Origin of the sequence: Microcoleus sp. Pol12B5, assembly GCF_036701335.1 — a bacterium.
Lineage (GTDB): Bacteria > Cyanobacteriota > Cyanobacteriia > Cyanobacteriales > Microcoleaceae > Microcoleus.
This window is the reverse complement of sequence record NZ_JAUBQQ010000034.1, coordinates 38,077-53,267: the sequence shown is the minus strand read 5'-3', so window position 1 is coordinate 53,267 and position 15,191 is coordinate 38,077. Positions and strand designations below refer to the sequence as shown.

General features: G+C 44.7%; 9 protein-coding genes and 2 pseudogenes. 4 read left to right on the top strand and 7 right to left on the bottom strand.

The window, feature by feature from the left end; genetic code table 11:
• Positions 1 to 210: 210 nt before the first annotated feature.
• The 6 genes and pseudogenes from QUA24_RS16110 to QUA24_RS16085 form a co-directional block, all read right to left on the bottom strand.
• Positions 211 to 678 (bottom strand): annotated as a pseudogene (locus tag QUA24_RS16110) (ISAzo13-like element transposase-related protein).
• A gap of 626 nt (positions 679 to 1,304) precedes the next feature.
• Positions 1,305 to 1,706: pseudogene (locus tag QUA24_RS16105) on the bottom strand (IS4 family transposase); the annotation flags it as partial.
• A 180-nt stretch (positions 1,707 to 1,886) separates the two neighbouring features.
• Entirely contained in the window at positions 1,887 to 3,275 is a 1,389-nt protein-coding gene (locus QUA24_RS16100) for a UDP-glucose/GDP-mannose dehydrogenase family protein (RefSeq protein ID WP_333230732.1), read from the bottom strand.
• 104 nt (positions 3,276 to 3,379) lie between these two features.
• Positions 3,380 to 4,318 (bottom strand): UDP-glucuronic acid decarboxylase family protein, encoded by a 939-nt coding sequence (locus tag QUA24_RS16095; RefSeq protein WP_333038674.1) that lies wholly within the window; start codon positions 4,316 to 4,318, stop codon positions 3,380 to 3,382.
• Between the two features lie 578 nt (positions 4,319 to 4,896).
• Positions 4,897 to 7,725 carry an ATP-binding protein gene (locus tag QUA24_RS16090; RefSeq protein ID WP_333230731.1) on the bottom strand — a complete coding sequence of 943 codons (2,829 nt, stop codon included), beginning with the start codon at positions 7,723 to 7,725 and terminating at the stop codon, positions 4,897 to 4,899.
• A gap of 129 nt (positions 7,726 to 7,854) precedes the next feature.
• On the bottom strand, positions 7,855 to 8,886 hold the full coding sequence (locus QUA24_RS16085; protein ID WP_333230730.1) for an nSTAND1 domain-containing NTPase: 1,032 nt from the start codon (positions 8,884 to 8,886) through the stop codon (positions 7,855 to 7,857).
• Between the two features lie 207 nt (positions 8,887 to 9,093).
• Here QUA24_RS16085 and QUA24_RS16080 point away from each other — a divergent pair, with 207 nt between their 5' ends.
• A complete protein-coding gene (locus QUA24_RS16080; protein ID WP_333230729.1) occupies positions 9,094 to 9,342 on the top strand; it encodes a hypothetical protein in 249 nt (82 codons plus the stop codon).
• Positions 9,343 to 9,474: 132 nt separating this feature from the next.
• Positions 9,475 to 9,672, top strand: coding sequence for a DNA-binding protein (locus QUA24_RS16075; protein ID WP_333230728.1), 198 nt, complete (start codon positions 9,475 to 9,477; stop codon positions 9,670 to 9,672).
• A 366-nt stretch (positions 9,673 to 10,038) separates the two neighbouring features.
• Here the strand turns inward: QUA24_RS16075 and lepA are convergent, their stop codons facing one another.
• Positions 10,039 to 11,853, bottom strand: a complete 1,815-nt coding sequence (gene lepA, locus QUA24_RS16070) for a translation elongation factor 4 (RefSeq protein ID WP_006632512.1) — start codon at positions 11,851 to 11,853, stop codon at positions 10,039 to 10,041.
• A gap of 328 nt (positions 11,854 to 12,181) precedes the next feature.
• On the opposite strand from lepA, the gene QUA24_RS16065 reads away from it, so the two are divergent.
• Together QUA24_RS16065 and QUA24_RS16060 are read left to right on the top strand one after the other, a co-directional pair.
• Positions 12,182 to 12,409 (top strand): type II toxin-antitoxin system CcdA family antitoxin, encoded by a 228-nt coding sequence (locus QUA24_RS16065; RefSeq protein ID WP_015176471.1) that lies wholly within the window; start codon positions 12,182 to 12,184, stop codon positions 12,407 to 12,409.
• A gap of 564 nt (positions 12,410 to 12,973) precedes the next feature.
• Positions 12,974 to 14,869: an ATP-binding protein gene (locus tag QUA24_RS16060; RefSeq protein ID WP_333230727.1), complete on the top strand. Its 1,896-nt coding sequence runs from the start codon at positions 12,974 to 12,976 to the stop codon at positions 14,867 to 14,869.
• The last annotated feature ends 322 nt before the right edge of the window (positions 14,870 to 15,191 follow it).

The window sequence follows — 15,191 nt, the reverse complement described above, 5'->3', positions numbered from 1 at the left end:
ATTTTGTCAAGATATTATTAGTGAATTAATGAGAATCAGGCGTAATAAACTACCATTCTTTCAGAGGGGTATAAGGGTTATGTCCTTCATTCTATCAATGTTTTGACGGGGTTGTCACCCCGTCAGACTCTTGACTAAATCTAGACTTGTAAAAAATACTCCTTGACCAGCTCTGGTAATATGAGGGAAGAGTCGATGTTTAATGGGATTCTAATATTTAGATATATAGGGATGATAACGAGCAATTTTAAGCTCAATTCCGGTTTTGTCTACTAACTTTTGTAAATCTTGTTTAAAGATATAGTGATTAGCATTATTGCTGCCGCCACCATCACACTTAGCTCAAATAGAATTGGGATTAGGATAGGTAGCTTTTCCATAATTGTTCCACCAGTGTTTTATGGATTCACAACCAAATTTACTGGTATCCTTACTGTTACCTAATGTTACATACTCTCGATTTTTTTGGCAATCGTAAATTCCATGTGGAATAACTTTCCCGCAACCTAAACTCCAAAAATCATGGTCTAAAGTAATGACAGGTTCGGTTGTATAAAGAGTACCGCGACCATACAAATTACCTAAAACTTCTTTCTTTTTGGTATCAAAACTAATAAGGGGATTACTTGCTTCATCTATACTATGTGTCGAGTATGGCAATATTGTAAAATTGAGCATTACGATTTTTATTAGTTCCTATTGTTTGCTTTTTTTGTGCTTTTTGCTTGACATATTCATGCTTTTTTAACAGTTTATTTAGTAGGGAAGACTGATAATAGATCCGACCGACTCCAGTCTCTAAGCTATTTCTTTATGTGTTAAATTAGTCCCTTAAATTAACTCATTCATTGGGTCTCCGGCTGTCGCAAATTTTAAAACGTATAAAAATTCGGCATCAATTCCGATTTGGCTAGAAAAAATACTTTTTCTACTACCGCCAGAATTTCTAATTGTTGAATTCTTGACTGTCTCTATCTGTTGCTCCATTTTTTTAAATCTTCAATTCCATGAACCACGGTATTTCGACTACATCCCCAAAGTCGTATTATATAGCTAATTCCACCCCAGCCCAATTTTTGAGCCTCTATCCCTACATACCTTCTTTTATCCTTCTCTGATAAAGAGTTATAAAACTTCTTCATTTTAGACGCAATTGAACTCGAATAAAACATGGGTTTAAAGGTAAAATAGTGTACGGTAATAAAAAAACTGTTGCAAGTTGCTCTGGTGTTTTGGTAAACTCAGGGATCTAGCCTTGTTCTTGATTATATCTAATAATTCATCAAGTTATTGATTTTTCATTCCAAAGCATGATTGCCCCAAATTATAGTGACTATGATTAGATTCCGGTCTCGCCATTGAGTTCTTTCGAGAGCAACGGCTACATATTTTTTAGTTGAGAATGTTAATTTTGAACGGTTTCTCCGTTGCGCTCTATTAAATCGTTGCTCTCTAAATTCAGACTTTAAAGCCACTTTGATTATAGGAAACCACAGCAACTTGGCCGAGAGCTGGGGGAGCTTAAGAAATCGCTGGAGACTTCGGACGCGACTATTGTATTGAATCGGTTGTGGAAAGATGTTAGCCAATCTTGATAATCTGACTTGTCGATGGCTTTGAAGCATTAGAACTAAGAGTTCTAAGGTGAGTGCTTGACTCTCGCTCAAGTGGATTCGTAATAACTTTTGGTATAATTTCTTTAGTATTTTTTGTGGGGTGGCTCCCAAGGCCACTCGCTTTTTTACGACTTCTCCATTATCTCAAACAATTGCCCCGTCTGGGTTTTCCCTTGGTTGTCACCCTCTCAGCCTGAATTCTTACCTAACGGATAAGTTGCGATCGCTATCCTCAAGATATAATCGCGATCGCAACTTCACGCTCATTCTTTACCTTCCAATCCCCACATATTGGAAACCAGCCGCTTCTAAAGCCTTCTTGTCTAAGAAATTGCGACCATCAATCATCACCGGATGATTCATCAACTTTGCCATTTTCTCGTAATCTAAATTACGAAACTGTTCCCAGTCAGTCACTAACACCAAAGCATCGCAACCGTCTGCCAACCTTTCCGGGTCCGTTTCTACCAAAACTCCCGACAAACCGTGACGCATCCCCGTTTGAGAAACAATCGGATCGTAAGCTTTAACTTTCGCTCCCAATCGGTTCAGACTCTCGATTAAATTCAGCGCCGGAGCATCTCGCAAATCGTCAGTATCCGGCTTGAAAGTCAAACCCAAAAGTCCGACGGTTTTACCTTTGAGAATCTTCAAAACGTGCTGCAACTTTTCAATAGCAATCAACCGCTGGCGTTCGTTAACTTCCACGGCTGCTTTTAGCAAATGCGCCTCGTAACCGTAATCCTCAGCCGTGTGAACTAAAGCCGAGACATCTTTGGGGAAACAAGAACCGCCCCAACCAATGCCAGCTTGGAGAAACTTGTTGCCAATCCGTGAATCTAAGCCGATACCTCGGGCAACTTGACTAACATCTGCACCGACGCGATCGCAAATATTAGCAACTTCATTAATAAAGCTAATCTTCGTAGCTAAAAAAGCATTAGCTGCGTACTTAATCATCTCCGCTGAACTGATATCCGTCATCACCACAGGGACCTCCGGCAAAGACGGATTTTCTGCAAACTTGCGATCGACAATCGGCCGATATAACTGTAGCATCATATCCATAGCCCGCTGAGAGTTGCTGCCAAGAACAATGCGATCGGGATTAAAAGTATCGAAAACAGCACAGCCCTCCCGCAAAAACTCCGGGTTGCTAACCACATCAAATTGAACACCTGTTTTTGCTGCGACTTCCTCACCAGTAGCGCCCTCACCACTTTGAGGTTTTTGACGTTCTGCTAAACCGTCTAGTACAATTCTTCGCACCCAATCCCCCGAACCGATGGGAACTGTCGATTTGTTTACGATTACTTTGTAATCGCCGTCGAGGTGAGCTCCAATGCCACGAGCAACCGCTTCCACGTAGCGAGTATCACTTTCCCCAGTAGGCAATGGAGGCGTCCCCACGGCAATAAACAAAATATCCCCGTGAGCCACTCCTGCTGCTAAATCCGAAGTAAATTCTAGATTGCCCGACGCAGATGCAGAGGACATTAATTCAGACAGTCCGGGTTCAAAAATAGGCGACTGTCCAGACTTCATTAATTTAACTTTTTCTTCGTTGTTGTCTACGCAAATCACGTGGTGGCCGATGTGGGCCAAACAAGTGCCGGTGACTAAGCCAACATATCCTGTACCGATGACGCAAACCTGCATAGAAATCTCCTCAAAGCTAGTAAATAAATCAGGTAGGAATTGGGAATTGGGAATTGGGAATTGGGAATAAGGAAGATTTTTTCCATCCCTCACTCTCCCAGTCTCTACTTTTGGTTTCCCTCAATGCGATCGCGAAAATCCTTTATAGTCAACTCTAAACCTTGATCCAGCGGCACAGTTGGCTCCCACCCCAACCAATTTTTAGCACGAGTAATATCCGGTTGTCGCTGTTTTGGGTCGTCTTCCGGCAGCGGTTTAAAGATAATTTCTGCCCCTGGATTAATCGTGTTTTGAATTTTTTGTGCCAGTTCCAATATAGTGTATTCGCCGGGATTTCCCAGATTCATCGGCCCGATTTGGTCGCTATTCATCAAACGAATGAATCCTTCCACCAAATCAGAAACGTAGCAAAAACTACGTGTTTGGGAACCGTCGCCGTATACAGTCAGTGGTTGATTCCGCAAAGCTTGAGCAATAAAATTGCTCACTACTCTGCCGTCATTTTCCAACATCCGGGGGCCGTAGGTATTGAAAATTCGGACAACTCGAATGTCTACCCCATTTTGACGGTGGTAATCAAAAGATAAGGTTTCAGCTACTCGCTTCCCTTCGTCATAACACGATCTGATCCCGATACAATTAACGTTGCCGCGATAATCTTCTGTTTGTGGATGTACGTCAGGATCTCCGTACACTTCGGAAGTGGAAGCGAGAAAAAATCTTGCTTTTACCCGTTTTGCCAATCCCAACATATTCATCGTGCCGATGACGTTTGTTTTAATTGTCTTGACAGGGTTGTACTGATAGTGTATGGGGGAAGCGGGACAAGCCAGATGGTAAATCTGATCTACCTCTAACCGAATCGGTTCCGTGATGTCGTGGCGGATTAGCTCAAAATACGGGTTGTCCAGCCATTTGAGGATATTGCGTTTAGTCCCGGTGTAAAAATTATCCAGGCAGACTACCTCGTGTCCTTGGGCCATTAAGCGATCGATTAGGTGGGAACCGAGGAAACCCGCACCGCCTGTGACTAAAATTCTCATTGTGGAAACTGCCGTTCTGTTTAGGGGTAGGACTGGAGTACAAAAATTCAGTCGCTCGAATGAAACTTACTAATAGAATAACAAAATAGCGATCGACAATGTAAAGACTTATGCGTCACTTTTATAAAATCTTTAATTAACTTAGCATTTTCAAATACTTGGAACAAAGTGCTATAATTCGCCAATGTCGGTAGCAATTTTTATTTAAGCTTTAATATTTCCGAAAAAACACTCTTGACATTAGTTATGTTATTTGTTAGCGGTTATTGGTTATTTGATGACTTCGGTCTGAGGTTGGGCAAGGCCCTAGGGGATAGCTGCGCTTCACTGGCTTATTTGAAAAAACCAGGGCCGATTTATCTGAAAAGCAATATGAGAGAAATTATGTCAATCTAAAAAATTAGGTAATAATTTCAGGAGAACTTTAGTTTTACTTGAACCTTTAGGGCCGCCAATAATGTAAATATTGGGCTTAATAGTAATATTAATTTTATAGCTTGTCTCTTAGTCCCCCTCGGCTGGGACGAGAGTTTGTGTAGGATTGGTTTCAACCGCAGAATACTCAAAGGGATAACTAACTATCCCTTCCCTCCAAATGACATCTGAACCCAGCGGCGAAATAGTTCGACAGTAATACAGTAGCAACCATCAATTTCTCGAACCACATCGTGGCGTTCGAGAGTTTTTAGTGCTTCCTGTAAAATTGTCTCATCCATCCCTGTTTCTTGACTCAGCGTGTCGAGATTCATTCCTTGTAAGTGAGGTGCTAAGGCTTTTAAAATCTCCTGTTGTCCCGATGCGCCTTGCGCTGCTTGACCCCAAACTCCTGTAAAATAGTAGCGACCTCGGCTGAAGAATTCCGGGTCATTGATGACTGTTGCTACGTCTTCTAGTGTAAACATTAAATCGCGGGGGCGCCCGATTTCAAATACTTGGTCGTTGTAGAGGCGGACTAACAGAAATCCTACCAATTGCGTGAGGTAGGGTTGGCCATGAGTTAGTTCATAAATGCGATCGAGGGCTCCTGGTTTGTAGTCGAGGAGAAAATCATCATCGGGATTGGCTAAAACTTGGCGAGTTGCACCTAGACTCAGGAAACCTACTCGGATGGGGATAATGCTAGCAAAAAAAGGATTGAAATAATCCTGGGTCATTTCATCCAAGCTGTGCAATCCGGCAAAAGCAAAGGCTACTTTAGAACTCATTTGCACCATCCCTCGCAAAAAACCGATAAAATCTTGATTGATGTTCCCAGCGTCTATCAATTCTTCTATTTTTTCAAACTCGTCTAAAGCAATAATTAATCCACCTTCTATATTTGCTATTACTTGTTCGATGTAGCGTCCAAAAGTTAGATAGGGTAAATCGAGTAAATCGCGATCGGCAGGAGGTGCAATCTTGACTGTTTTGGCAATGGCATCGGTGATGAATATTAGCAGTTCGCAGACTCCTTGAGAACAATCTCCTATCCGCAGCAAATTGACATAAGCTACCTGTACTTTTGAGCCTAAGCAGTTGCTAGCATTCAACAAAATCGAAGTTTTTCCCATCCGCCGATGACCGTAGAGAGCCACAGATTGAACCGGATTGCCTTTTACCCACAACTCCTCTAGCTGTCTGATGATGTCTTCGCGCCCGACAAATAGATTGCCTTGGACTGGATCACCAATTACATAGGGATTAGTGACAGGTTGAGTAATCGAAATATCTCCGATTTTTCCTGTGACTTGCAGTAAAGATTCTTGCCAGCTTTGGGCGGTTTCAATAATTAAATTTCGTTCAGCTTGTGGTAGAATATCTGGAGTATCGAGGATAGTTTCAAGTTCACCTAATGCTCGGTTCAGGGCAAAGGAACGGGCAGAACGAGATACGCTATTCTGCACAACTTGAACATCGTCAATTACCCGCCGTAGAGAAGCAATTGTTTTCCAAGTAGTCTCGCGCAGCAGAGGTGGATTTGGGGAAGGTGGTAGCTTCAGGGAAGCAATCTCGGCTAGTGATCGGATTGTGTAAAAAAATTGGTCAAAAGTTGTTAGAATTATTGCTAAGGTAAACATCTCTTCTCCATAAAAAAGAGTTCGCACCATAGCAAAAGCTTTTGTAGCTTTGTGTGGCTTTTGCTCGTGGAGATACCAGAAACCAGCGGCAGAGGCACGGGCAGGAGTATTTAAACGAATTTCCGTTTGAAAACGCTCTTGTATTTGTTGTTTCCAAGGTATGAATAAAAAACTTTCTACTGATTTTGACTTCATTACTTCACTTAAAGAAGCTGAAGCAAAATGCACTAACATCCAACCAGAAGGATCTTCGGATAATTGAGCGACGCGATAGATCAGTTGTTCTTTTGGTGTCTCTGCTAGCACGCGATTTACAGCTTTAACAACAGGGATAAACTGAAGGGTAAATCGTAGTAATTGGTTAATGTTGTGCAATCCTGTTTCCCAATCCCGCCTCAGCCAATTAGCTATTTGCGAAGATAGGTAGGGAAGGGGAAGTGGGGTAATGTGAGGAAATTGTCTATTTTGCTGTTGACGCTGGAGTAGGGTAAACGGTAGAGCGAAAAGCCAATTTTCAGGACGTGCGAACGCCACCCCCAACACCACGCCGAACACCACACCTGACACCATGCCCAACACCGCGCCGAACGCCACGCCCAACATCATGCCGAACGCCCCGCCGAACGCCACGTGCAACGCCACCCGCAACATCCCGCCGAACGCCACTTTGATAACTTCGGACGTCACGCCAAATGCCATATTGAAGGTCATAATTAATGCCAACAGGCCGAACATGACGCCGAACGCCCCGCCCAACGTCCCGCCCAACGCCTTGCCTGACACCCGGCCGGACACCACGCCCAATGCCACGACCCACGCCACAACCCACGCCACAACCCACGCCACGCCTGACACCACGACTGACACCCGGCCGGACACCACGCCTGACACCACGCTTGACAACACGCCCCACGCCACGCTTGACAACACGCCCCACGCCACGCTTGACAACACGCTTGACAACACGCCCGACACCACGCCCGACACCACGGCTGATACCATGCCTAACGCCACGCCCAACGCCATGCCGGACCAATTGATAGGAACGCCTATGTGTTCAAGAAGTATATTAAAACCTATAGAGATAACAATGATTAAGACCAAGGCTTGTAGAATCAACTGACGCGGGACGGGATTTTGACGCAACAATTCCCACTTTTCTCGCCAGGTTTTGGCATCTTCTAAATTAGATTCACCCCCAAACGTAGACTCGTACCACCGCAAAGCTTGAGGGAAGTAAAACACCCAATATAATAATCGCAGGTAATCTAAAGGATTCCACAAAGAAAGAGGACGCTTTAGTTTGGGAGCTAAATCTAACCGAGGAACAGGGCGATCGTTTTGACTCATAAATAGGTGGGAATGAATAAACAGGACTTACGCACGGGTGGTGAGAAACCGGGTTTTTTACCGAATCTGCGGTGCTCTAACGAAATATTTTCGTAAAAAACCCGGTTTCTGGGCCCCCATGTGTAAGTCCTAGTTGATATAACGGGCATAAGTTTGATTGCACAACTGCATCAATTTCTGAGGATAGCCGCCACTTTCAGCAATTAACTCCGCAATTTCTGCCTCAGTAAAATTCACGGGCCCAGCAACAGGTGTTAACCAGGAAGCCTGGAGGCGACTAGCAATAAATTCGCGGCTGGTTTTTTCATCCCATTGCTTCAGAGTTTCCTCATGTCCTTTGAAAGGAGATGTCATATTTGTTCCAGGAAATAGGATATCTAGAGAGGTGCGGGCGGCGATAACTAGACGCAAAGGTGGGTTAGATCCCTCAGTCAAACCCCGCAATAAGCTGCGTGTTGGATTAGTAAATCCATCCCATTTCATATTCTCGACTTCATCTAAAAGCAACAGCAGCGGGTTCGATTCTAAAGCCCGTGACAGATTACCTCCTTTCGCTTTCTCGATACCTGCTTTGTGGCATAAATCGCCATAAAAGTCATCTTCATCGCAAACAATTTGCAAATCGATGTAAATGGGTTGGCGTGCATAACGCAGTTGATTTGGTGCTTCTCGGTAAATAGCTTGCAGCAGAGAACTTTTGCCGATCGCGCTTTCGCCAATTACTGCTACATTACTGCCACTATTCAGCGTCTCGAATACCCGCCGAATTTCCCGTTCTCTGCCAAAGAAAAAATTCGGATCGTCTATCTTGCCATGCTGGGGAATAAAGGGATTATTGTGGTTGATATTTGGTTGTTCTACTTCTGCGGTTGGATTGTCATTTGGTAAGGATGTTTGGGGCGATGTGGTTGTATTAAGCTTTTTAATTTCTTGCCAATCCAATCCTAAAGTATTGCAAATTGCAACAAAATACTGGGGCATGACACCCTTCTGGGTGAAAAATTTATGAACTGTTTGAATATCGATGCCTTCCTTTAGACTTTTGTCTTCCCCCATCACAACACGATCGGCTAAGTTTTGGCGACTCCAGCCTTTGTCTGTGAGAGCTGTTTTTGCTTTTTCAATTCCTGCGTCAGATGCTGCGATCGATCGCTCTGCCATAGCTAAGTTACGAACGTTTTAACTATTGTAGCAAGCGATCGCCAACCAAACGCATCCTAAACGCATACCAAACTCATACTAACTGAAACCTATACACAGGCTGACTTTCAAGGTTTTACATTTTAAGATTAAAACATATCCAATAAGAAAGTAGCAATTATGAAAGCTAAACCAAATATGACACCTGCTAAACCCAAATCTACTAAAATGACTCGTAAAAACACTCGTCCTCAATCTCCCTCTCCTTTCCAGTACGTCTTCGCCACTGTTGTCTGTATTACCTTCTTTTCTGGAGGAGTCTCTTTCTGGATTAGTACGGAAGATCGGCCATCTCCCCAACGAGAGCGCATTTTTGAGACTTGCAATAGCACTTGGAATATGGGTGTGGGTGCGATTGTCGGACTTTTAAGTAGTAAGGTAGTTCAAAATAATGATGATGATGATAATGATGAGTAATCTCTGATAGTTTATTTGCAAAAAGGCGATCGCCCTTCATGTTTAAAAGTGCGATCGCTCTTTCAAAAACCCTAACTCCTGCTCAGACAGTTGACGTGCTACACTCAGAGTATCGTCACAGCCACAAACAGAATGCAAACCATTACCATCACAATTCCAGACGATCGCCTGCACAAGCTCCAAGAAACTGCCAACCGCCTCGGCGTTTCCCTAGAAGCATTACTGATTGCCGGTGCTGAAAACTTGCTCGCACCACCAGAAACATCGTTCCAAAATGCTATGGAATACGTCCTCAAAAAGAATGCTGAACTTTACCAAAAGCTCGCGTAATGCGCTATCTAACTTTAACATAAATCTTAGAACTTTATCGGCGCATTATCGAGCAGTCTGGCTGCGCTGTCATATTGTTCCTAATTCTATTTGAGAAATTCGGACTCTGAAAACTAAACTTTATTATGCCACAGTGCGATCGCCCTTAATCCCCAAAAGTGCGTGAAGCGTAGCTATCCCATAGGGAATAGCTCTTAATCTAACTTCCCTAACTATTTGTATTTATCTGGATTTAAACACTCCTGGACGCACTCCGACAAAGAGTTTCTGGATCCCCACATGGACGGGCAAGATGCCCATCCCACAAGAAAACAAACTCTTTGTGGAACAGGCATCTTGCCTGTTCCTGACAAAAAGCCACAGAGATTACGAATCTCGATCGAGCTTCAGCACAGCCATAAAAGCCTCCTGCGGCACATCCACAGTACCAACAGACTTCATCCGCTTCTTACCCTTCGCCTGCTTTTGCAGCAACTTCTTCTTCCGCGAAATATCACCGCCGTAACACTTCGCCAACACATCCTTCCGCAAAGCCGGAATGTGTTCCGAAGCAATCACCTTCGCGCCAATTGTCGCTTGAATTGGCACCTTAAATTGGTGGCGGGGAATCAACTCCTTGAGTTTTTCTGTCAATCCGCGGCCCACATTATAAGCCTTATCGCGATGTACGATCATCGCCAAAGCATCAACCGGATCGCCATTAATTAAAATGTCCATTTTCACCAACGGATTTTCGCGATAACCGATGAGGTGATACTCCATGCTCGCATAACCGCGCGATCGCGATTTCATTTGGTCAAAAAAGTCAGTCACCACCTCCGCCAAAGGCAACTCGTAAACCAGCGTAGTTCGGCCTTGACTTAAATACTTCATATCCATAAAAATGCCCCGCCGACTTTGAGAGAGTTCCATCAGCGCGCCCACATAAGTTTCCGGCGACAGCATTTCTACCCGCACATAAGGTTCCTCAATTTTCTCGCGATACTGAGGATCGGGCAAGTGGCTGGGATTGTCAATTGTTAACACTTCCCCTTTAATTGTTGTGATTTGATAAACCACAGAAGGAGCCGTAACAATCAAATCCAAATTGTATTCTCTCTCCAGTCTTTCTTGCACAATTTCCATGTGCAACAAACCCAAAAAACCGCAGCGGAAACCAAATCCCATCGCACTCGAAGTTTCCGGTTCGTAAGAAAGCGCCGCATCGTTAAGTTCGAGTTTTTCTAAAGCTTCCCGCAAATCTGGAAATTGGTCAGCATCGATCGGGAACAAGCCGCAAAAAACCATCGGCTTTGCCTCTGTATAACCCGGCCAAGGCTCCGGTGCAGGCTTTTTGACCAAAGTAATCGTATCGCCGACGCGAGCATCAGCTACTGCTTTAATTGCCGCGCCCAGATAACCAACTTCCCCGGCGTGCAGTTCGTCTACTTGAACTTGAGTCGGTGAAAGGATGCCCAATTCATCGATGACATATTCCTTACCCGAAACCATCAACAAAACTCGATCGCCCTTTTTGACACTTCCGTCCATCACCCGGAAATACACAATTACCCCGCGATAAGGGTCGTAATAACTGTCAAAAATTAGCGCCCTGAGCGGTTTGTCAACAGTATCCTGCGGCGGCGGTACTAATTCGACGATCGACTCCAAAATCTCATCTATACCAATTCCTTCCTTAGCCGAAGCCTCAATCGCCCCGCTACAGTCCAGACCGATAATTTCTTCAATTTCCCCTTTTACCCGTTCCGGTTCTGCCCCCGGCAGGTCAATTTTATTTAAAACAGGAATAATTTCCAGATTGTTTCCCAAGGCAAGGTAGACATTTGCCAGGGTTTGTGCTTCCACGCCTTGAGATGCGTCTACCACCAGCAGCGCCCCTTCGCAAGCAGCGAGCGATCGCGACACCTCGTAAGAAAAGTCCACGTGTCCGGGAGTGTCGATCAGATTCAGCACGTACTCCTGACCGTCCTTGGCAGTATAATTCATCCGAGCCGCTTGCAGCTTGATCGTAATGCCGCGTTCGCGTTCGAGATCCATATTGTCTAAAAACTGCTCCTTCATCTCCCGTGCCTGCACAGTCCCAGTCGCCTGCAACAGGCGATCGGCCAAGGTCGATTTTCCGTGGTCGATGTGAGCAATAATCGAAAAATTACGAATGCGAGATACAGGGACGTTAGTCATGTTTTTTATCTAAGAGCTAATCGGCAAAGGATACTTTTTGTTGTATGATTACACAAGCAAGAGTCGAGTGCTTACTTCAACCTCTTACTGGGGATTGAGATGAAACCACAACTGAGGCAAACCTCAAGAGTATCAGTTATTAGCCTTTCAAGTGTCCGACCGAGCCCGGACACCCAAAAGGAAAAAACTTTTCTCTGTCTCATTGTACAGAAAGCGGTTAAGCGGTTGAGGAAAGGTTGGGTGCAAATCAGGGACTGCAAATATCTAGTCCAGTCGGTTGTCATCAAAAGAATTGAAACTTAAGAATTAAAACTAGGATTTTTTAACTATGAGCCAGTCAAGTATACCCTCCCACAGTTCGTCAGAAAAAGTGGAACTATCTATCCATATAGATTCTGAACTGCTAGACCAAATTAAGCACTTGACGAATGACCCCAGCAAAGTCATTGAAACAGCAATCAAGCAGTGGCTCAGAGGCGAGCGCCGCGAAGACGAGCTGGCTCTGAGTTTACGCCGCAACCCCCCAGTCCCACCGCGTGGTGAATGGAACGACTGAGGTACTCTCGCCCCAGACAGCGCGCGCAAATCTGCAGGCTGTGAAATTTAGAGCGCGCGGGCGATCTCCTGCAGATTTCGTGGCTAAAGCTACAGGTGGTGGGCGAGTGAACTCGGCTAAATCACAACCTCGGAACTATTCCAGGTGAGTGAAAAAATGCGTGAGCCATTCCCGGACTAGAGTTGTTCGCAGCCTCATATTTTGGCGTAATTTTCACACTTGATAGTTAATCGGTGCAGATTCCTAATTTCTCAATCTTAATTTTTATCTTTAAATTACCCAAAACGGCTGAGAACGAATAGTTTTGAGTTTTGAATTGAGTTCAGAATTAAATAATTAATATTTTATGAGTTCATTTATTACTCAAAAATCAATAAGAGAAGCCTAAAATTTTTGCTAATTGTGAGTTTTTAGCGATTAATGTTTTAATTAAAAAGCCAACAACTTTTTAATTGATTACTAACTCACAAATTAACAGTAGAAGCCCCCAAAAATGGGGAGTCTTGAGATATTTATTAAAAACTCAAGACTCCAAAATCCGAACTACTTTCATCCCCTACTCTGATGGACTCTAACACAGATTTTCGGCGATCGAGCCTCGCCTCTACAGTTTTTTTTCAAGAGTTAGGAGCAGAATTAGTATTTACCCAAGACGCCTCTGGTCGATATCTATCTTTTTACTGGCAAAAAGCCGAGCAGTACAACCTCACAGCAGAACAACTTGTCGATCGCCCCCTCAGCGAAACCCTGCAACCTATCGCCCCAGCGCCTTATCTCGATATCGTGCGGCGGACGCTCGAAACCCTCGTACCGCAACGGTTCAGCTATCCCTTTTGCCACGCCGGACAATATTTTCTCTTTGATTTGACACTCACTCCGGCGATCGACTCAAACGGCAAAGCTACAAAAGTCTTAGTTATGGGAAGGCTGCTGTCTGACAAACCCACAGACAGACGGCCCGACTCCCCAGAATTCATGCTCTATCGAGCTTTGCCATCCCCCTTGGACGCCCGCCAACAAATGTCGCTTCCAGCGAGCCGTATCCCCGGTCGATCGCTCCCTCCGTACTCGGAAATCGATCGTAAAGTCATCTCCCAAATCGCTCAAAACCTGCACAAAACCCTAGATTTAGCCACCATTTGGCAGCAAACTGTTAACAGCTTGGGTCAAGTTTTAAACGCGAGTCGCTGCATCATCTGTTCCTACAAAAAAGACAGCGAAAATCTCGAAACATCCCCCTTCCTCGCCTCCGAAAATCAGCAAAGATCGACCGCCGCAGCCGAATTACAACAGTCAATAGCTAGCTACCCCTCGCCTCCGCTTTCTCCAACTCAAATCGAAAATCTCCAATCGAAAACTTTTAAAGTAGTAGCTGAGTACCGGCAAGAAGCTTACTCTTCTATGCTGGGAGTAGAACTGCGCGCAGCCGAACAGCCAGGGTGGATTCAAACTTTAGCTACCTTAAAACCAGTAGCAGTCGATTACGCCTCCCCTGCCGCCGATCCCTTCCACCGCCATTCTGTGCTCGTAGCAGCTACCTCCTATGAAGACCAACCCAATGCACTGATATGTTTGCACCGCTGCGGCAGTTCCCCGAAATGGAGTCCAGTCGAACTCGAATTCGCCCGCGAGTTAGTGGCTCAAGTCGGCAGTGCGATTGCCCACGCTACACTTTACCAAGAATTAGAACAGGCTCGCGCCGAAGCCGTAGCTCTTTCCCAACTTAAAAGTCAATTTCTTGCTAATACTTCTCACGAACTCCGCACCCCCCTCAACGGCATCCTCGGCTTCCTAAAACTGCTTATGGACGGCATGGCAGATGACCCGGAAGAAGCGCACCAATTTATCGAAGAAGCTTACCGATCAGCAGTACATTTGTTCAATGTGATTAACGATATTTTGGATGTCGCTAAAATCGAAGCTGGCAAAATGGAGTTAGACCTCGCTCCCGTCAAACTCGGTGAACTGTTGCAACAAGTTGAGAATTTTACACGGGTTCAAGTCGAGCAAAAGCGATTGCAATTTCAAATCCAAAAACCCCCTGTGGAGGACGAGATTATTGTGTACGGCAACTACCAACGCCTGCTTCAGGTAATCTTGAACCTCACGGGCAATGCGATTAAATTTACCGGGGAAGGGGGAATTCGCATCAGTGCCGAGGTTATTAAGAAAAAGGTGACTGTTCACAACCAGCAGTTCCCCGGAATGGTGAAAATCCGAGTCGCTGATACTGGCATTGGCGTTTCTCTCGACAAGCAGGATAAATTATTTGAGTCGTTTTTTCAGGTGGATGGCGATCGTACCAGACAATACGGAGGCACCGGTTTGGGGTTGGCTATTTCTCAAAAACTGGTAGAAGCAATGGGGGGTACAGTAAACTTTTACAGTATGGGGGAAGGACTCGGAGCTACTGTTACTTTTACTGTGCCGCTTTATCAAGAACCACTATTTAAAAATTAATCATTCCTTATTCAGCAAGCCCTACATAGAGGATTGCATTTATCACGGCATAAATCGATACTGTGCGAGGACACCGGGCGCAAGCTTCTGGAAACAGGTCTGCTATTAGTTCCCACTGTTCCCACGTCAAGTTGTTAGGATATGCTGCACGTCATTTGCTCACAAATTGCTGTTATCTACAAATCTCAGCTTAAGCTTTGTGAGCTTTCTTACAATAGCCCCCCACTTTTAAAACATCCTCTAACTTATTCAGCAAGCCCTATTTATGTTTTGACGCGGTTGTTACCGTCAGATCCCACACCCCCTCACCAACAAATGTCGG

What these genes read in the sequence shown, in the direction of transcription:
- QUA24_RS16100 (WP_333230732.1), bottom strand. Translation starts at nt 3,275, where the DNA reads ATGCAGGTTTGCGTCATCGGTACAGGATATGTTGGCTTAGTCACCGGC.
- QUA24_RS16095 (WP_333038674.1), bottom strand. Translation starts at nt 4,318, where the DNA reads ATGAGAATTTTAGTCACAGGCGGTGCGGGTTTCCTCGGTTCCCACCTA.
- QUA24_RS16090 (WP_333230731.1), bottom strand. Translation starts at nt 7,725, where the DNA reads ATGAGTCAAAACGATCGCCCTGTTCCTCGGTTAGATTTAGCTCCCAAA.
- QUA24_RS16085 (WP_333230730.1), bottom strand. Translation starts at nt 8,886, where the DNA reads ATGGCAGAGCGATCGATCGCAGCATCTGACGCAGGAATTGAAAAAGCA.
- QUA24_RS16080 (WP_333230729.1), top strand. Translation starts at nt 9,094, where the DNA reads ATGACTCGTAAAAACACTCGTCCTCAATCTCCCTCTCCTTTCCAGTAC.
- QUA24_RS16075 (WP_333230728.1), top strand. Translation starts at nt 9,475, where the DNA reads ATGCAAACCATTACCATCACAATTCCAGACGATCGCCTGCACAAGCTC.
- lepA (WP_006632512.1), bottom strand. Translation starts at nt 11,853, where the DNA reads ATGACTAACGTCCCTGTATCTCGCATTCGTAATTTTTCGATTATTGCT.
- QUA24_RS16065 (WP_015176471.1), top strand. Translation starts at nt 12,182, where the DNA reads ATGAGCCAGTCAAGTATACCCTCCCACAGTTCGTCAGAAAAAGTGGAA.
- QUA24_RS16060 (WP_333230727.1), top strand. Translation starts at nt 12,974, where the DNA reads ATGGACTCTAACACAGATTTTCGGCGATCGAGCCTCGCCTCTACAGTT.